The 17855-nt window shown below is 69.2% G+C and carries 14 protein-coding genes; 10 read left to right on the top strand and 4 right to left on the bottom strand.

The annotated features are described in order from the left end of the window. Window positions 1-276: 276 nt before the first annotated feature. Both ACFFJC_RS20635 and ACFFJC_RS20640 read right to left on the bottom strand, forming a co-directional pair. Window positions 277-2265, bottom strand: coding sequence for a serine/threonine protein kinase (locus ACFFJC_RS20635; RefSeq protein ID WP_379489199.1), 1989 nt, complete (start codon window positions 2263-2265; stop codon window positions 277-279). Window position 2266: 1 nt separating this feature from the next. Then, window positions 2267-3025, bottom strand: coding sequence for a PP2C family protein-serine/threonine phosphatase (locus tag ACFFJC_RS20640; protein WP_379489200.1), 759 nt, complete (start codon window positions 3023-3025; stop codon window positions 2267-2269). 141 nt (window positions 3026-3166) lie between these two features. Between ACFFJC_RS20640 and ACFFJC_RS20645 the strand changes: the two genes are divergently transcribed. Continuing rightward, a complete protein-coding gene (locus ACFFJC_RS20645; protein WP_379489201.1) occupies window positions 3167-4501 on the top strand; it encodes a M23 family metallopeptidase in 1335 nt (444 codons plus the stop codon). Here the strand turns inward: ACFFJC_RS20645 and ACFFJC_RS20650 are convergent. After that, window positions 4476-5357 carry a CPBP family glutamic-type intramembrane protease gene (locus ACFFJC_RS20650; protein WP_379489202.1) on the bottom strand — a complete coding sequence of 294 codons (882 nt, stop codon included), beginning with the start codon at window positions 5355-5357 and terminating at the stop codon, window positions 4476-4478. The two genes, ACFFJC_RS20645 and ACFFJC_RS20650, sit on opposite strands and share 26 nt — an antisense overlap. A 232-nt stretch (window positions 5358-5589) precedes the next feature. Here ACFFJC_RS20650 and ACFFJC_RS20655 point away from each other — a divergent pair, with 232 nt between their 5' ends. Beyond that, window positions 5590-6297: an OmpA family protein gene (locus ACFFJC_RS20655; protein WP_379489203.1), complete on the top strand. Its 708-nt coding sequence runs from the start codon at window positions 5590-5592 to the stop codon at window positions 6295-6297. A gap of 84 nt (window positions 6298-6381) precedes the next feature. Here the strand turns inward: ACFFJC_RS20655 and ACFFJC_RS20660 are convergent, their stop codons facing one another. Further along, window positions 6382-6672, bottom strand: a complete 291-nt coding sequence (locus ACFFJC_RS20660; RefSeq protein WP_379489204.1) for a PAAR domain-containing contractile injection system baseplate protein — start codon at window positions 6670-6672, stop codon at window positions 6382-6384. Between the two features lie 127 nt (window positions 6673-6799). On the opposite strand from ACFFJC_RS20660, the gene ACFFJC_RS20665 reads away from it, so the two are divergent. The 8 genes from ACFFJC_RS20665 (at window position 6800) to tssH (ending at window position 17819) form a co-directional block, all read left to right on the top strand. Next, entirely contained in the window at window positions 6800-7951 is a 1152-nt protein-coding gene (locus ACFFJC_RS20665; RefSeq protein ID WP_379489205.1) for a type VI secretion system protein TssA, read from the top strand. A gap of 68 nt (window positions 7952-8019) precedes the next feature. After that, window positions 8020-8529, top strand: coding sequence for a type VI secretion system contractile sheath small subunit (gene tssB / locus ACFFJC_RS20670; RefSeq protein WP_379489206.1), 510 nt, complete (start codon window positions 8020-8022; stop codon window positions 8527-8529). Between the two features lie 5 nt (window positions 8530-8534). Further along, on the top strand, window positions 8535-10031 hold the full coding sequence (tssC, locus tag ACFFJC_RS20675) for a type VI secretion system contractile sheath large subunit (RefSeq protein WP_379489207.1): 1497 nt from the start codon (window positions 8535-8537) through the stop codon (window positions 10029-10031). 16 nt (window positions 10032-10047) lie between these two features. Next, window positions 10048-11526 (top strand): type VI secretion system contractile sheath large subunit, encoded by a 1479-nt coding sequence (tssC, locus tag ACFFJC_RS20680; protein ID WP_379489208.1) that lies wholly within the window; start codon window positions 10048-10050, stop codon window positions 11524-11526. Beyond that, window positions 11526-11996 (top strand): type VI secretion system baseplate subunit TssE, encoded by a 471-nt coding sequence (gene tssE, locus ACFFJC_RS20685; RefSeq protein WP_379489209.1) that lies wholly within the window; start codon window positions 11526-11528, stop codon window positions 11994-11996. The genes tssC (ACFFJC_RS20680) and tssE overlap by 1 nt, the downstream gene beginning before the upstream one ends. Then, on the top strand, window positions 11993-13807 hold the full coding sequence (gene tssF / locus ACFFJC_RS20690) for a type VI secretion system baseplate subunit TssF (protein WP_379489210.1): 1815 nt from the start codon (window positions 11993-11995) through the stop codon (window positions 13805-13807). The genes tssE and tssF overlap by 4 nt, the downstream gene beginning before the upstream one ends. Before the next feature lie 13 nt (window positions 13808-13820). Continuing rightward, entirely contained in the window at window positions 13821-14891 is a 1071-nt protein-coding gene (gene tssG, locus ACFFJC_RS20695; protein WP_379489211.1) for a type VI secretion system baseplate subunit TssG, read from the top strand. Between the two features lie 174 nt (window positions 14892-15065). After that, entirely contained in the window at window positions 15066-17819 is a 2754-nt protein-coding gene (tssH, locus tag ACFFJC_RS20700; protein ID WP_379489212.1) for a type VI secretion system ATPase TssH, read from the top strand. The last annotated feature ends 36 nt before the right edge of the window (window positions 17820-17855 follow it).

Below are 17855 nucleotides of genomic sequence, written 5' to 3' on the forward strand. Positions count from 1 at the left end.
AATTCAGGTGCTTTCGAGCAGCCTCAACTAACGGCAGCTATTTGGGCCACCCGTCATAAACAGGCCAGTCTCTTCCCGACCCATGTCGCGCACCCAGAAGCAGCTTCTTGAACGACCGGAAGGACGCGAGGAGCGATCGAAGCGGAGTGGCCGGCGGGGCTCGCCCAACCTCCGCTCATGCTGAGCCTGTCGAAGCATGCGGGCCTCGCCCCACCTCTCGGCGCCTTCGACAAGCTCAGACTGAGCGGCGTGGGACCACTTTCGCGGTGATGAAAGTTACGTCGCAGGGGCTGCGGCGTTGGGCTGGTTGTCGACGAACTTGTACCAGACGATCTGCACCTTCCAGTCGTTGGCCCTTGCGCGCTGCGCGAAGGCGGTCCTTCCCGCTGGAGAGACCAGGTCGTTCAGCGCGTCGGGGGTGAAGCCGCCCTTGCCGGTGATGAGGACCAGCCCCGACCAGCCGGGCTGCGCGTTGGTGTCGATGTTGAGGCGGTAGTTCTCGATCCCGGGCAGCTTCTGGATCGTCGTGCCGTTGACGTTCTGCGGCAGGAAGCTGCGGTCGCCGAACACTTGCGCGATCACGTTCGATTTCTCGATCGAGTAGAGCGCGTAGTCGCCGGTGATGCCCTCGAGCGCGAGGTCGGTCACCACGCGGGTGCCGATCTGGCCGGCGTATTCGCCCTGTTCGGCGACATCGAGCTCGTACTCGGGCTGCTTGCGCGTCATGCGTTCGGGCGGCGGTGCGCGGAACGGGGCGAGGGCGTCGAGGACCGGGCAGTAGCTCGGGTCGATCCGGGCGATCCCGGTGAGGTCGGTGCCCGGTTCCACCCCGAGGCCGTGCGTGGTCTTGAGCACGGCGTCCTGCACGTCGAGCGGCGAGCCTGAGACGCCGGTGCCGGCGACGGAGAAGCCGTTGCCCTGCGGCCGCGTCTCCAGGCTCAGCCACGAGCAGGGCGTGGCGCGGGCGGCGGACTGCACCGCGGCGTCCACCTGCTGCAGCGTCACGCCCCCGGGCGGGGGCGGAGCCGCGGGCTGCGTCGGATCGGTGTCGCTCCCGCCGGCCACCAGGTAGCCGATGCCGGCGAGCAGCGCGACCGCGACGAGCGCGCCGCCGCCGATCAGGAGGGGCCGCGAGGGCCGCGAGGCGGAGGTGGCGGCGGCCGCAGCGGCCTTGGCCTTCGCCGCGGTGGCGGCGGGCTTCCTGGCGCGGGGGGTCTTGCCGGCCAGCGCCTGGTCCAGCGCCGCGATCACCGCGTCCATCGTGCGCAGGCGCTTCTGCGGATCGGCCACCAGCATGCGGTCGATCACCGGGCGCAGCCGCGCCGGGACCGCGCTGGTGTCCACGCCGTTGCGGCGCTTCATGATCGCCTCGGCGGGCAGTCCGGCGAGGTCCGGCTTGCGGCCCTGCGCCATCGCCAGCACCACCAGCGCCAGCGCGTAGACGTCCGACCAGGGGCCGACCTGCTTGTCGAAGTCGCCCAGCTGTTCGGGCGCGACGTAGCTCGGCTTGCCGGCGAAGCCGTCGCCGATGATGGTCTTGGACCCCGGGTCGGTCTCCTTGACGATGCCGAAGTCGATGATCTTGGGCCGGTCCAGCCGGTCGCCGTCGAGCAGGACGTTGTCGGGAGAGATGTCGCGGTGGACGACGCCCAGCTCGTGCGCCTCGCGCAGCCCCTCGGCGAGCTTGCGGGTGAGGCCGAAGAGCTCGTCCTCCGACAGCGTGGACTTGCCCAGGAGGTCGGAGAGGTTGCGACCCTCGATGAAGCCGGTGGCGATGTAGTAGAGCCCGAGCTGCGGTTCGAGCGCGAAGCCGCGGTAGCGCACCACGGCGGGGTGCGACAGCTGGGTGAGCGCCTGCGCCTCCTTCTGGAACATCGCCATGACGTTCGGATCGGCGGCGAGTTCGGGCAGGATCGTCTTGATCGCCACCCGCTCGCCGCTGGCGATGTTCACGCCTTCGAACACCTCGCCCATGCCGCCGCGCGCGAGGAAGCGCTTCACCTCGAACATGTGGTTGAGCACGGTCCCGACCTCGATGGCGGCGGCGGTGCCCCGTGCGCGGGCCGGGGCCGGGGAGGGCGGGGGAGTGGGCGCGGCGAAGACCGTGCCTTCGTCGTCGACGGGTGGGGCCGGGGGCGGGGGCGGCGCGGGTGCCGCGAAGGCGGTGCCTTCCTCGCCGCCGTCGGCGGGGCGCGGGGCCGCCTGCGGGTCGCCCTGGCCGAACTGCGAGGGCTGGAAGACCGTCTCGTCCTTCTCGTCGTTCACGTCACGCCTCCGGAACGGCACTGCCGTAGTGGACCAGGGTGACCTCGCTGGTGGAGACGCCGACCACGGTGATGTTGTCCGGGGCACCGAGTTCGTGGCAGCGCGCGACCATCGCCTCGGCCGCGCGGCCGAAGGGCAGGGCGGACAGCGTGGCTTCCATCTCCTGCTCCCCGATCACGCCGTAGAGCCCGTCGCTGCACAGGAGCAGCAGGTCGTCGTCCTGCAGGGCGTCGGCCATGGCGTCCATCTGCAGCGGGCGCGCGACGCCCACCGCCCGGGTGAGCACGTTGCGCAAGGGGTGAGTGGCGGCGGCGGCCTCGTCGATCACGCCATGGTCGACGAGGTCCTGGACCTGGCTGTGGTCGCGCGTGAGACGGTAGAGGCGGCTCTCGCGCAGCAGGTAGGCGCGGCTGTCGCCCACCCACGCCACCGCGAAGCGCCGGCCGCGGATGACGAGCGCGACCGCGGTGGAGCCCATCTGCTTGCCGACGGCCTCGGCCTCCGCCAGGATCCGCTCGTTGGCCGCGACCAGCGCGGCGCGGATGGCTTCGATCGTGTCGTCGAGCTCGTCGGCGCGGGGGAGGGCGGCCACCGCATCGACCACTTGCGTTGCGGCCCAGTCGCCTTTCTCCAGCCCGCCCATTCCATCGGCGACTAGCCAGATGCCGAGCGCGTCGGAGGCGAAATAGCGGTCCTCGTTGTGTTTGCGCACAGCACCCACGTCGGTCAGGGCCTGCGATTCCGCCCGAATTGGTATCACCCGGTCCCCTCCTTCGACTGCCTTGCCGATGACATCGACTGCCGGTTTCATAGACTGCCGGTTCCAATTTCGGCAACAGCGTCTATTCGTTCCGCACCAGTTGTCATTATTGACGACGTGTTGTCCGGGGAGGGGGAGCGCATGGGCGATCAATTCGTGGACTCCTACGATCCGCGGCGCTGGGCGGCGGCCTGGACGCCGCGGCAGGCGCTGGAAGGGCGGGCGGCGCGGCGCTCCGCCTCGCGGCAGCGGCTGGGAAGCGTCGGGCTGGGCGCCGGCATCCTCCTGGCAGGCGCGGCCGCAGCGTGGATCGCGCGGCCGGACGCCATGACGCCTCGGCCCGGCGTCGCAGCCGATGCGCCCCCCGGCGCCGGCGAGGCGCAGTCGGTCCGCCGCACGCTCCAGCTCGCGAGCGCGGCGGAGCTGGAGACGGCGCTGCGGCGCTTCGGCCTCGATGCGGCGACGGCGGCCCAAGTGGCGGCGCAGGCGCGCCCGGCGCTGGGTGCCGAGGGCGAAGTGCGCGCGGTGCTGGAGATGACCCGGGAAGGCGGCGCCTTGCGCTTCTACCGCCTCCAGGCCTCCAATCCCGACAGCTCGGGCGCAGTCGTCCGGCGCGGCGAGGGGGGAGCGCTCGAGACCAGCCGCCTCGCCGCCGAGATGCGCGAGCGCATCGTCGTCATGCACGGGATCATGGACGGGGACAGCTTCTACAGCTCGGCGGTGGGGGTGGGCGTGCCGAACGCGCTGATCTCGCCCTTCGCCAAGGCGCTGGCGTTCGACTTCGACTTCCAGCGCGACGTGGTCGCGGGGGATGCGTTCGAACTGGCCTATGCGCAGAGGACCAATGCCGCGGGCGAGGCCATGGGATCGCCCCTGCTGCTCTATGCCTCGATGACGACGCAGACCAAGTCGGCCGCCGTCTATCGCTTCCAGCAGCCCGGCGGCGAGGTCGAGTGGTACGACGCCAGCGGCCGCACCGTGGCGCGCTCGCTGATGCGCACGCCGGTGGACGGTGCGCGCGTGAGCTCCAAGTTCGGGTTCCGCATCCACCCCGTGCTCAAGTACCGCAAGCTCCACGGCGGCATCGACTTCGCGGCGCCCACCGGGACCCCGATCTACGCCTCGGGCGCCGGGGTGGTGGAGTTCTGCGGCCCCAAGGGTGCCAACGGCAACTTCACCAAGATCCGCCACGACAACGGCTGGGAGACGCTCTACCTGCACCAGAACCGCTTCGCACCCGGCATCGCGGTGGGCGTGCGGGTGGCGCAGGGGCAGCAGATCGGCGAGGTCGGCACCACCGGGCGCTCGACCGGACCGCACCTCCACTACGAAGTCCACATCAATGGTGAGCGCGTGGACCCTGCCACCGTCCAGCCCGATCCGTCGGAGAGCAAGTCGCTCACCGGCGCGCAGATGCAGGCCTTCGAGCAGGTGCGCGACCGCATCGACGTCAACCGGGCGCAGGGATCTTCCTGAGCCTCGGGGCGGGCCGGTCCGCCGCGCTCGGCCACGCCAGCACGGCGCCGAGCAGCGCCACCAGCACGAAGACCGAGGACAGGCTGGCGTTCAAGCCCTCCTCGGTCCCGCCCCACCAGGGTGAGCCGCGCATGTCGATGTTGAGGAGCGCACCGAAGGGGCCGGTGCCGGGGTTGGGGACGAGGCCGAAGGCCAGCTCCTCGGCCCAGTTCCAGCCGAAGTGGATCGCCCAGGGGAACAGCAGCGAGCCGGACTTGCGGTAGGCCAGGCCGAACAGCAGGCCGCCCAGCAGCATGGTCACGAAAGTCAGCGGCTCGCTGGCCGCGGCGACGAAGTGCAGCGCGGCGAACAGGAGCGATGCGGCCGCCAGCGCCGGCCAGGTTCCCCACCGCCGTTCCAGGTCGGCCTGCAGCCAGGCACGGAAATAGTACTCCTCGGCGCCGCTCTGGATCACCAGCAGCACGGTCTCGAGCAGCAGCAGCCCGGCGCCTTGCGATGCCGGCATGCCGAGCTGGGCGGTCCCGGCAAGGGCGCAGAGCGCGACCGAGACGGTGAAGCCGACAAGCCCCAGCGCCAGCCCGCCGCCCGCCGCGAGGGACGCGCGCGGCCCGAGCGGCACGGGCAGGCCGCGCAGCCGGATCGCCGCCAGCGCCACGAGCGCGAGGAGCCCGAAGGTGACCAGCGTGAACGCGGCGCCCAGCGCGGCGGGGCCCGAGCCGGCGATCGCCGGGGCCTGCATCAGCAGCCCGAACAGGCTCGGCACGCCCAGCAGGATCGCGGCCGCGGCTGCGGCGCACGCGGCCAGGCTCGCCAGGCCGAGGGCGGGGTGAGCGGTCGACGGATGCGCATCTTGCATGTGTTTCTCCCCCGCCGCACCGATGTCTCGAAGAACCTCCGGGCGCGTTCCCATGTACATTCCCATGCCCGCGCATCGAAAAGATCGTGTGCTCTTGTGCGCGTTAGCATCGATTCGACTGTGCCTCTACATGACGGTCGCTGTTAAGCCCATGCAACATGGTTGTTTGACGGTGCCGCCGGAGGTATCAGGCAAGAATCGAATCGACCGGGGAAGTTAGGGGTAGTCTGTCATGGTCAAGGCTTCAGTATCCATATTGCTGAGCGCCTCCCTTTTCGCAGGTGCGCAAGTCGCGTCGGCCCAAAGCGCGGCGGTCAGCGAAGACGAGATCAAGTGCTTCGTCTCCGGCTGCGACGAGCCGGCCGCGCAGGACGCCGGCGCTTCGGAAGAGGAAGACGACTGCATGGTTTCCGGCATCTGCCCGGTGGGCGAGACGCGCGGCTTCCACCTGTCCACCGGAACGCCGGCCAAGCCCGGTGCGTCCAGGGCCGCCGCGTCCAAGCCCGCCGGGGCGCGCCCATCGGCTCCGCGCTATTCCTCCGCCGCCAGTGCCAAGCCCGCGGGCTCGCGCGCGTCGGGCGCGTCCCGCCTGGCGATGCCGGGTACGCGCAAGTCGCTCGACATGCGCCTCTCGTTCGAGTTGGGATCGGCCACGCTCACGCCCGATGCGCGCCAGCAGGCCGACATCTTCGCGCGCCAGCTCAAGGATGCGGCGGGTTCGCGCCAGTTCGTGATCGAAGGGCACACCGACAACATCGGCTCTCCGGCCTACAACCGCGAACTGTCGCGTGAGCGCGCGCAGGCGGTGGTCAACTACCTGGTGGGCGCAGGCGTGCCTTCGGCCAAGCTGCGCGCCGTGGGCTACGGCTTCGACCACCCGCGCGACGGAACCGTCGCGTCCGATCCCAGCAACCGCCGGGTCGAGATCGTCCGCTACTGACCGCCCGCGTGCAGGCGGGGAAGGGCGGACCGCCGGCTCGGGCGCCAGGCGGATCGTGCGTGTGATGCGGGTTTGAGGCGGCGCCTAGCCGCCGACCATCACCGTGGGCATGCCGGCGACGATCACGCCCCCATGCGCGGTCAGGTCGCCGATCCGGGCCTGGGGCATGCTCTGGGTCAGCACGGTGGCGCTGCCCTTGGCGATGAGGTCGGGCGGGCCGACGCAGACGCACTGGTCCGACACGCGCGCCGCGGGAAGCGAGCCGATCAGGACCGTGGGGGCCCCGGGGGCGACGATCGGGCCACCCACGTGCGGCACCACCCCCGTCACCATCGGACAGGTGTGCATGTCGGTAAGTCTTGCGGCGGGTGGCATCAGTACTCCTTAGCAGGATTTCGAGTCGTGACTTATGACGAGTGCTGATATTATCGAAAAAAGAAGTGGAGTGCCGAGGCGAAAGCTGTAGTTTCAGTGCGCTAGGCTCGGGGGAGTTGGGGGAACAGTGCTGATTGACGAAGAGCGGCGGCAGTCGATCCTTGCCCCTATCGACGATTCGGTGGGCCTGGACGGCCGCGAGGACGAAGGCGCCGCCGGCGATCTGCTGCGCGAGATCCGCTCGCAGCGCAAGGCGATCGTCCGCCTGGAACAGTCCGCGGCGATGACCGACGACGACTTCGTCCTGCCCGACGGCGCCTGGGACTGGGAGCAGCTGGCCGAGAGCGCGGTCGATTACCTCAGCGCTCACGGCAAGGACCTCGAGCCGATGAGCGTCATCGTCGAGGCCGCCGCCCGCAGCGAAGGGCTGGCGGACCTGGCGGCGGCGATGACGCTGCTGGCCGACTTCGTGGAAGCGTTCTGGGACGACGGGGTGTACCCCGCCGAGGACGAAGACGGCGTGGAGACCCGCTTCCAGCCGCTCTCGGGGCTTTCCGGCGGCAGCACCGACAAGGACGGTGCCCTGATCCAGCCGGTGCGCAAGCTGGCGATCGCGCGCACCGGCGACGGCGAGCTGCGCCACATGGACAAGGTGCGGGCGGACGCCGCGATGGCCGCCTCGCAGGGGCTCTCCGGCGATGCCAAGGCCGCCCGCATGGACGAAGCCAACGGCCTCTACCGCAGCATCGAGGCGCAGGGCCGCCGCCTTTCGGGCGAGGCCCTGGCGCGCGCCGCGAAGCTGGCCGGCGAGGCCGAGGACGGCTGGCGGCGCGCGATCGGTTTCATCTCGGAGCGGACCAAGCCGCAGTTCCCCGCCGCCTCCCGTCTGAGCGAGGAGCTCAAGGGCATCCGCGAGTGGCTTACCGCCATGGCCCCGTCCTCCGTCGCCGCGGACGAGCCGGCCCGGGAAGAGGGTGTCGCCGCTACGGCAGGCACGGGCGAAGCGGCTCCGGCGGGCAGCGGCGGCTTCGTCGCTGGCAAGATCACGCGGCGCGAGGATGCGTTGAAAGCGGTTGCCGCGGCGGCCGATTACTTCCAGCTCAACGAACCGCTGTCGCCCTTGGGAGCAACACTGCGCGAGGTTGACCGACGCGCGCGAATGAGTCTTCATGACCTTCTCAATGAACTCATTCCCGACGATTCGGCTCGTCAGGACTTCTACTGGCGATCGGGTATCAAGCCGCCTGCGGAAGAAGAAGGCAACAGCGACGATTACTAGTTCGGCCCGGTGGGGGCCACGAGGGTGTCCGGCCGTGCCGGTGCTTTCGGGAATCGAGGGAGATCACAATGGCTGACTCGGTACACGACAAGCTCAAGAGAGTGCGCAAGCCACGCGTCCACATCACCTACGACGTGGAGACGGAGGGCGCCCAGGAAGTCAAGGAACTGCCGTTCGTGGTGGGCGTGATGGGCGACTTCTCCGGCGATTCCGCCGTTCCGAAGAAGAGCCTCAAGGAACGCAAGTTCATCGACCTCAAGAAGGACAAGTTCGACCAGGTGATGGCGCGCATCGAGCCGGCCGTGAAGATGAAGGTCGAGAACACGCTGGAGAAGAACGGCAAGGAGTTCGAGGTCAACCTCAAGTTCTCCTCGATGGACGATTTCGAGCCCGAGAAGATCGTCGAGCAGGTCGAGCCGCTGCGCCAGCTGATGGAGACGCGCAACCGCCTGCGCGACCTGATGGCGAAGGCCGACAGCTCCGAGGAGCTCGAGAACCTTCTGGAGCAGATCCTGGGAGACCAGGACAAGCTGGGCCAGCTTTCCGCCCAGCTCGGCACCGAAAAGCCCGCGGAGTAACTGACATGGCCGAATTGGAAGCCCAGGGCGCCGGCGCCGTCCAGACCGAGACCGTCGATGCGCCGCCGAGCCTGCTGGACGAGGCGATCAGCGTCACCAAGCAGACCGAGCCCTCGCGCGTCGAGGAACTCATGCGCACGCTCGCCGAAGAGGCGATGAGCGGTACCGTTCAGTTCAACAAGAACATGACGGTCACGCTGAAGGACGCGATCGCCAAGATCGACGCCCAGATTTCCGAGCAGCTCGCCGCGATCATGCATGCGGACAAGTTCAAGCAGATCGAAGGCACCTGGCGCGGGCTCAACTACCTCGTCAAGAACAGCGAGATCAGCACCACGCTGAAGGTGCAGCTGTTCAACGCCACCAAGAAGGAGATCGCCAACGATCTCGCCAAGGCCACCGACTTCGACCAGTCGACCCTCTACAAGAAGGTCTACGAGGAGCAGTTCGGCATGGCCGGCGGCACCCCGTTCGGCGCGCTGGTGGGCGACTACTACTTCTCCAAGCATCCCGACGATGTCGAGCTGCTGACCAACATCTCGAGCGTGGCCGCCTCCGGCTTCACGCCCTTCATCTCGGCGGCGGACGCCAACGTCTTCGGCATGGACTCCTACAAGGAGCTGTCCAAGCCGATGGACCTCAAGCAGCTGTTCGAGACGGCCGACTACACCAAGTGGAACTCGTTCCGGCAGTCGGAGGACTCGCGCTTCGTCACGCTGACGATGCCCCGCGTGCTGGCGCGCCTGCCCTATGGGCGCGACACCAAGAAGGTCGACGCCTTCGAGTACGAGGAAGCCCCGCGCGACGAGAACGGCGCGCCCAAGGCGATGGACCATGACGACTACTGCTGGATGAACGCGTCCTACGCGCTGGCGGCCCGCATGACCGACGCCTTCGCGCAGTACGGCTGGTGCACCGCGATCCGCGGGGCCGAGGGCGGCGGGAAGGTCTCGAACCTGCCCACGCACGTCTTCCAGTCGGACGACGGCGACCTCGACACCCAGTGCCCGACCGAGATCGGCATTACCGACCGGCGCGAGAAGGAACTGTCGGACTTGGGCTTCCTGCCGCTGTGCCACTACAAGAACACCGACTACTCGGTCTTCTTCGGGGCGCAGACCACGCAGAACCCCAAGAAGTACGATCGTCCGGAAGCGACCGCCAACGCGGCGATCTCGGCGCGGCTGCCGTACATCATGGCGACCAGCCGCTTCGCGCACTACCTGAAGGTCATGGCGCGCGACAAGATCGGCTCGTTCATGGAGGCGAGCGACTGCGAGACCTGGCTCAATCGCTGGATCATGAACTACGTCGACGCGACCGAGGGTGCCGGGCAGGAAGCCCGCGCCAAGTACCCGCTGCGCGAGGCCCGCGTGGAGGTCAAGGAAGTGCCGGGCGCGCCGGGCTCCTACAGCGCGGTGGCGCACCTGCGGCCCTGGCTGCAGTTCGAGGAGCTGACCACCTCGATGCGTCTCGTGGCCCGCATCCCGACCGCGTCCTGACGCTCGACCTGCCGCCATGGCGTCGTCGCCCCTACTCGCCGAAGGGCAGGACGCGACGACGCTGCCGGCGGCCACGGCGCCTTCCGCAGAGCCCGGGCCGGCTTCTGCGGAAGCGCTCCATGCCGACGCGGACGAGAGCGCGCACCTCGCTTCCGCCGCGGACCGGCACGCGCGGCTTCGGGCCACCGCCGCCGGCCTGATCGCGCGGATCGACCGCGACCTCGGGCGCCAGCTCGACGCCATCCTCCACCATCCCGCGCTCCAGAAGCTGGAAGCGCTGTGGCGCGGCGTCGCCTGGCTGGCCGACAGCATCGACGATCCGGCGGTGCGTCTGCGCATCCTCGACGTGCGCTGGACAGAGATCGCCCGCGACCTCGAGCGCGCGCTCGACTTCGACCAGAGCACGCTGTTCGATCTCGTCTACAGCCAGGAGTTCGGCATGCCCGGCGGCAAGCCCTACGGCGTCGTCGTGGTGGACCATGCGATCTCCCACCGTCTGGGCCGCGGCAGCAAGGTGGACGACGTCGAGGTGCTGGAAGGGCTGATGTCGGTGGCCTCGGCAGCGTTCTGCCCGTTCGTCCTGGGGGTGGACCCTTCGCTCCTCTCGCTCGACGGGCTGGACGAGATCGACCTGCGGCAGGACCTCAGCGCCACCTTCGCCGACCCGTCCTTCGCCCGCTGGAACCGCATCCGCCTGCGCCCCGACAGCCGCTTCGTGGGCGCGGTCATCCCCCGCATGCTGGTGCGCACGCCCCACCGCGGCCGCGACCATCCGCGGCTGGGCTTCGTCTACGACGAGAAAGTCTCCGGTCCGCGCGATCTGCTGTGGCTGCATGGCGGCTTCGGCGTCGCCTACGTCACCGCCCGCGCCATGGCCCGGCACCGCTGGCCCGCCGCGATCCGCGGCACGCTGCCCGCGGGGGAAGCCGGGATCGTCGATGGCCCGGTCCGCCACTTCCTGCCCAGCGACCGCGCCGGCTTCGTCGCCCGCTTCGCCATCGAGAACGCCGTCTCCGAGGAGCAGGAGGTGGCGCTCAACGAGCAGGGCCTGCTGGTGCTGCGCCAGCTTCACCTCACCGGCAACAGCGCCTTCATGAACCTGCCCAGCCTGCACCGCCCGCCCGACTACGACGGGGAGGCGGCACGGATGAACGCCAAGATGGGCGCGATGCTCAACTACATCCTGTGCGTCGCGCGCTTCGCCCACTACGTGAAGGTGATCGCGCGCGACTGGGTCGGCAAGTACAACGACGCGGCCGAGTGCGAACGCCTGCTGCAGCGCTGGCTGCACAGCTACGTCACCGGCAACGACGACGCCTCGCCCGAGATGCGCGTGCGCTATCCCCTGCGCGAAGGCACCGTGAGCGTCCACGAGGTGCCGGGCAAGCCGGGCAGCTACGGCTGCGAGATCCACCTGCGGCCGCATTACCAGCTCGACCAGATCACCTCCGAGTTCCGCCTCACCACCGTGATCGGCAACGAGGGGGCCGGCTGATGGCGCGGATCATCACCCAGTCGCTGGTGGACCGCCTCATCGACGACGACCCGCAAGGCTCCGCCGACGCCCACGAGAGCGAGGAGGAGGCGATCGCCCGCTACAAGGTCGCGCTGCGCCGCGACCTGGAGAGCCTGCTCAACACCAAGCGGCCGTGGCTTCCCGCGACGAACCGCTACCCCGGGCTGGAGCGGACGGTGGTGGGCTATGGCATCCCCGATCTGTCGACCGAGGACATGTCCGTCGCTGCCGTGCGCGAACGGGTGCGCCGCGTGATCGCCCAGGTGATCCGCGAGCACGAGCCGCGCCTCTCGCAGATCGACATCGAGATGGACGAGGGACCGACGTCGCGCGGGATGCGCCTGCGCATCTCGGCGGTCCTCAACGTGGTGCAGAGCGAGGAGATGGTGGTCTACGAGGCGGCGGTGCGGCCGGGCGACCGGACCATAGAGGTGAACCTGTCCGGATGATCGACGACCTGATTGCCTACTACCAGCGCGAACTGGACTACCTCAAGCGGAACGCCGGAGCCTTTGCAGAGGCCTATCCGCGCTATGCGGCGCGCCTGAAGATCAGCCGCGACGCCATCGAGGACCCGCACGTCAGCCGGCTGATCGAATCGGTCGCCTTCCTCAACGGGCGGCTGCGGCACAAGCTGGACGAAGAGTACTCCGAGCTCTCCGACGCGCTGCTGCTCACGCTCTATCCGCATCTCATTCAGCCGCTGCCCTCGCTGATGGTCGTGCGCCTGGAGCCGGCGCCGGACATGGCGGAGCCGGTCACCGTGCCGGGGGGGACGACGATCACCACCGAGCCGATCGACGGCGTCGCCTGCCGCTACCGGCTCTGCGGCGACACCCGGCTGCTGCCGCTGCGGCTCGCCGAGGCCGCGATGGTCGGGCCGCCCTTCGAGGCACCTGCGGTCGGAGCGGGGGCGGCGCGCGGCATGCTGCGCCTCACCTTCGAGACGACCAAGCCCGAAGTGGACCTGGCCCGGCTCGAACTCGACACGCTGCGGCTGTTCATCAAGAGCGATGGGCGGCGGGCACAGATCCTGCTGGAACAGCTCGGCGCCAACTTCCTGGGCGCGGCGGTGGCCACGAGCCCGTCCGATCCCGGCGCCGTCGCGCTCGGCCCCGACAGCGTGCGCCTGCTCGGCCTGGACGAAGACGGGCTGCTGCTGCCGCAGCCCCGCACCGCGCGCAAGCCCTATGCGCTCCTGCAGGAGCACTTCGCCTATCCGCACAAGCACCTGTTCTTCGAGATCGCGGGGCTGGACCGCCGCCTCATCAACGCCAGCGGCAACCGCTTCGAGATCTTCCTGTTCTTCGACCGGATCGCCTCCGAGCTGGAGCGGGTGGTTCGCGCCGACGATTTCGAGCTGCACGCGGCGCCTGCGCTCAACCTGTTCCCGGTCGAGGCCGAGCCGATCCATCTCGATCACACCTCGGTGGAATATCGCATCGTGCCCAGTGCGCAGCACGAGGATGCGATCGAGGTGCACTCCGTCACCGGCGTGACCCTGCAGACCGCCAGCGGCGAGCGGATCGAGACGCCCGCGCTCTATTCGTTCCGCCGCGGCTCCACCGAGCTCGGATCGTTCTTCCATTCGACCGCGCGGCGTTCCAGCTTCAGCGTGGGCGGCGGCGACGACGTGTTCCTGACGATCGCCGACCTCAAGGCGCAGTTGCTCGCGGAGGACACCACGGTGGTCAACACCCACATCCTGGCGACGAACCGCGACCTTCCGGCGCGACTGCCGTTCGGCGGCGGGCGGCCTTACCTCGAAGTATCCGGAACGATCAACGGCCTGGCCGGCGTCGGCGCGCTGACCAAGCCGACCCCCACCCGCCGTCCGGCGCGGGGTGAGGCTGCGCACTGGAAGCTGATCGGCCAGCTCTCGCTCAACTACCTCACCCTGGTCGGGGACGAGCTTTCGGGCGAGGCGCTGCGCGAGGTGCTCGCCATCTACGACACCGGGAACACGCCCGACAGCGAGTATCTGCGCGAGAGGCTGATCTCCGTCAGCGCCGCGCCGGGCGTGGCGCGGCTGCGCTTCAAGGGCCACACCGCCATGTGCTCCGGCATCGACGTGACGCTGGAGATCGACGACGAGCGCCTGTCGGGCTCGGGCGCGTTCCTGCTCTGCGCCGTCATCGAGCGCTTCCTGGCGGGGGCCTGCGCGCTCAACAGCTTCGTGCGGGTCACCGCCCGGCTCCAGCGGGAGAGCGGTGCTTGGAAGACCTGGCCGCCGCGCATCGGCGACCGGCCGCTGGTATGAGGGCAGGGGCGCCATGATCGGCGGAGCGCTCCTCGACCGGCTGCGCCGCTCGACCTTCGTGCAGGCGGCGCGGACGATACAGGCGCGCGCGCGCGCCGGCGGAAGCCGCGCCGAGCTCGGCCGCGACGATCTCCCGGCGGCCGAGCCGGTGCGCTTCGGAGCGTCCGACCGCCTGCACGCCCCCGCCAACGACGTGGCCAACGCGGAACTGACGGATCAGGGGCAGGTGCGGGTGCTGGCCAATGTCATGGGCCTGGCCGGTTCCACCCCCGCCTTGCCGCCCCCCTACAGCGAGCTCCAGCTGCAGCGGCGCCGGGCCCGCGACTTCGCATTCGGGCACTTCCTCTCGATCTTCGACCACCGGGCCCTGTCGTTCTTCTGGCGCATCGCCGAGAAGTATTCCTGGCCGCTGATGGCCGAGCGCGCGGTCCGCGGCGATGGCGATCCGGTGCAGGCGATGCTCGTGACGCTGGCGGGCATCGGTTACGAAGGCGCGCGGGATCGACTCGACGTGCAGGACCGCTCGCTGGTCACGCTCGTCGCCCATCTGGCGGACGCGCGCCGCAGCGCCGCGAGCGTCGAGGCGGTGCTGCAGGTGATGACCGGACTGCCGCTGCGCTTGGTCCAGGCCACGCCCACCTGGATGGCGGTGCCGCCTTCCGAACAGACCCGAATCGGCGGCATCGCGGCCCAGTTTGCGCAGCTCGGGCAGCCCGGTGACACGGCGGAGACCGGCACCGGGGCCGCGGCGATGATCGGGGCGGCCGTGCTCGATGCCCAGCATCACTACGTGGTCGAGATCGGCCCGCTGGCGTACCACGAACTCCAGGCGTTCTGCCTCAGGCGCGAGGGGCGGCGCGAGGTGACGCAGCTCTGTGCGCTGGCCGCGGGAATCGAGCAGCGGCCCTCCATCCGCCTGCTCATCGCCACGCGCGACATACCGCCGCTGCGCCTGGGCGATGCGCAGGCGCCGGCGATGCTGGGGTGGACGACGTGGATGGGCATTCCGGAAAGATCCGGGGGTGTAGCTAACGATTGCCTCATTCCGGTCGATCCGACTGCAATGGTGCGAAAAATGAGTTGAGTGCAGACGCTCCCGTTACTAAGCAGGCTTCAGCAACGCGCAGGGCGATTTCTACGCCGATCCAAATTGCGACGGGCCGCAACATAACAGTCAAGATTAATTGACGAGGGGGAATTGCAGGTCATTGTGCGACCGGCATGAAGCCGGGCGGCGCGGAGCTTTGGGGGACGGGGCGTGGAGTTGAATCTCAAGAGTCTCATCGGCAAACTTGACGACACGTGTCGTCAGGCGCTGGAAGCTGCCGCTGGGCTGGCGCTGTCGCGCACGAACTACGACATCGAAGTCGAGCACTGGCTGAACCGCCTGCTGGACAGGCAGACCTCCGACATCGCCGTCATCGCCAACCACTTCGAGGTGGACGCCGGCCGGCTGGTGCAGGACATCAACCGCCAGATCGACGGGTTCAAGACCGGCAACGGACGCTCGCCGGCGATCGCGCCCAACCTGGTGAAGCTCGTCCGGGAAGCCTGGCTGGTCGGCTCGCTGGAGTACGGATCCAGCGTCGTGCGCTCGGGTCATCTGCTGCTGGCCTTGCTGACCAGCAGCGAACTCACCGGCACGGCACGCGACATCAGCGCGCAGTTCGCCAAGATCCCGGTCGAGACGCTGCGGACCGCCTTCGCCAAGATCACCGAAAGCTCGGAAGAGGCGAAGTCCGCGTCGTCCGCGGCGCCGCCGGCTGCTGCGGGCGCCGCTGCTGCGCCGCAGCCCGGCGCCGCGGGCGGGGGCGAAGCGCTCTCCAAGTACTGCATCGACCTGACCCAGCAGGCGCGCGACGGGAAGATCGACCCGATCTTCGGGCGCGATCCGGAAATCCGCCAGATCGTCGACATTCTGACCCGCCGTCGGCAGAACAACCCGATTCTCACCGGCGAGGCGGGCGTGGGCAAGACCGCGGTGGTCGAAGGCTTCGCGCTGCGCATCGTCCAGGGTGACGTGCCCGAGGCGCTGCGCAACATCCGCCTGCTCTCGCTCGATCTCGGGCTGCTCCAGGCGGGTGCCGGCATCAAGGGCGAGTTCGAGAACCGCCTGAAGTCGGTGATCGAGGAGGTGAAGAAAAGCCCGACGCCGATCATCATGTTCATCGACGAGGCGCATACCCTCATCGGCGCGGGCGGCGCGGAAGGTCAGAACGACGCGGCGAACCTGCTCAAGCCCGCCCTGGCGCGCGGGGAGATGCGCACGATCGCCGCGACGACCTGGGCCGAGTACAAGAAGTACTTCGAGAAGGATCCTGCGCTCACCCGCCGCTTCCAGGTGGTGAAGGTGGAGGAACCGAGCGAGACGCTGGCCGTCGCGATGCTGCGCGGCCTCGTGCCGGTGCTGGAGAAGCACCACGGCGTGCGCATCCTGGGTGAGGCGCTGGAGGCTGCGTCCAGCCTGTCGCATCGCTACATCACCGGACGCCAGCTGCCCGACAAGGCGATCTCGCTGCTGGACACCGCCTGTGCGCGGGTGGGGATCAGCCAGGCGGCGACACCGGCTGCGCTGGAGGACGTGCAGCGGCAGATCGGCCTGCTGGACTCCGAGGTGCGCATGCTCAAGCGCGAACAGGGCAGCGGCCTGGACAATGCCGCCGCGCTCCAGGCCTGCGTCGATCGCCGGGCGGAACTGGAAGCCGAGGCCGAAGTGCTGACCGGCCGGTGGAACGAGGAAAAGGCGCTCGTCCAGAAGGTCGCGGAAGCGCGTATGGCGTTCGACGACTTGCTCAATGACGAGGCGCCCGCCAAGTCCGCTGCCAGCGAAGCACCGGCGCCGGTGACGTCCGATGCCGCGACGGATGGCGAAGTGGCCGTGGCCGAAGCGCCGACGCAGGACATCTCGGCCAAGGTGAGCGAGGCGCGGGCGAACCTGAAGGCGGCACAGGACGAACTCTCCGCCAAGCGCAGCGACGACATCATGGTGTACGACGTCGTCGACCGCGACGTCGTCGCCGCCGTGTTGTCGGGGTGGACGGGAATTCCGGTCGGCAGGATGGGTGGCGACGAGATCCGCTCGGTTCTGACTGTCGCGGACCAGCTGGCCGAGCGGATCAAGGGCCAGCGCTACGCGCTCGACATGATCGCGCACACCGTCAAGACCGCCCGCGCCGGGCTGGCCGATCCCCGCAAGCCGCTGGGCATCTTCCTGTTCTGCGGCACCTCGGGCGTGGGCAAGACGGAGACCGCGCTGGCGCTGGCGGACCTGCTCTACGGCGGCGAGCAGAATATCACGACCATCAACATGAGCGAGTTCAAGGAGGAGCACAAGGTCTCCACCCTGGTCGGCGCCGCGCCCGGCTACGTCGGCTACGGCGAGGGCGGCGTGCTCACCGAGGCGGTGCGGCGCAAGCCCTATTCCGTGATCCTGCTCGACGAGATGGAGAAGGCCCACCCGGGCGTCCAGGACGTGTTCTACCAGGTCTTCGACAAGGGGATGATGAAGGACGGCCAGGGCCGCGACATCGACTTCAAGAACACGCTCATCATCATGACCTCCAACGCCGGCACCGACACGATCGAGGACCTGTGCCGCGCCAAGGGCAAGGACGACATGCCCGAGCCCGAGGCGCTGGCGCAGGAGCTGCGGCCCGCGCTGCTCGAATACTTCAAGCCGGCCTTCCTCGGCCGCGTCGCCACGGTGCCGTTCTTCCCGCTCGAGCCCGAGATCCTGAGGGAGATCGTGGTCATCAACCTCGAGCGCATCCGCAAGCGCATCGTCGCCAACTACGGCGCCCAGTTCACCTGGGACGATGCGCTGCTGGACCGGCTGGTGGCGCGATGCACCGAGGTCGAGAGCGGCGCGCGCAACATCGAGAACATCCTGAAGCGCGGATTGCTGGCCGACCTGGCCGGCCAGCTCCTGGAGATGCGCGCCGAGGGGAAGGCGGTCGACCGCGTGGAGGTCACCTCGGGCGAGGCCGCAGACTACGCATTTACGATAAGTTGAGCGAAGTGAACCCGGCCTTGTCCGTTTGGCCGGGTG

This window comes from Novosphingobium soli (assembly GCF_042432915.1).
GTDB classification, from domain to species: Bacteria; Pseudomonadota; Alphaproteobacteria; order Sphingomonadales; family Sphingomonadaceae; genus Novosphingobium; species Novosphingobium soli.

Excerpts from the sequence above, each read along its gene's own strand:
- ACFFJC_RS20645 (WP_379489201.1), top strand. The coding sequence starts at position 3,167 with ATGGGCGATCAATTCGTGGACTCCTACGATCCGCGGCGCTGGGCGGCG.
- ACFFJC_RS20650 (WP_379489202.1), bottom strand. The coding sequence starts at position 5,357 with ATGCAAGATGCGCATCCGTCGACCGCTCACCCCGCCCTCGGCCTGGCG.
- ACFFJC_RS20655 (WP_379489203.1), top strand. The coding sequence starts at position 5,590 with ATGGTCAAGGCTTCAGTATCCATATTGCTGAGCGCCTCCCTTTTCGCA.
- ACFFJC_RS20660 (WP_379489204.1), bottom strand. The coding sequence starts at position 6,672 with ATGCCACCCGCCGCAAGACTTACCGACATGCACACCTGTCCGATGGTG.
- tssB (WP_379489206.1), top strand. The coding sequence starts at position 8,020 with ATGGCTGACTCGGTACACGACAAGCTCAAGAGAGTGCGCAAGCCACGC.
- tssC (WP_379489207.1), top strand. The coding sequence starts at position 8,535 with ATGGCCGAATTGGAAGCCCAGGGCGCCGGCGCCGTCCAGACCGAGACC.
- tssC (WP_379489208.1), top strand. The coding sequence starts at position 10,048 with ATGGCGTCGTCGCCCCTACTCGCCGAAGGGCAGGACGCGACGACGCTG.
- tssE (WP_379489209.1), top strand. The coding sequence starts at position 11,526 with ATGGCGCGGATCATCACCCAGTCGCTGGTGGACCGCCTCATCGACGAC.
- tssF (WP_379489210.1), top strand. The coding sequence starts at position 11,993 with ATGATCGACGACCTGATTGCCTACTACCAGCGCGAACTGGACTACCTC.
- tssG (WP_379489211.1), top strand. The coding sequence starts at position 13,821 with ATGATCGGCGGAGCGCTCCTCGACCGGCTGCGCCGCTCGACCTTCGTG.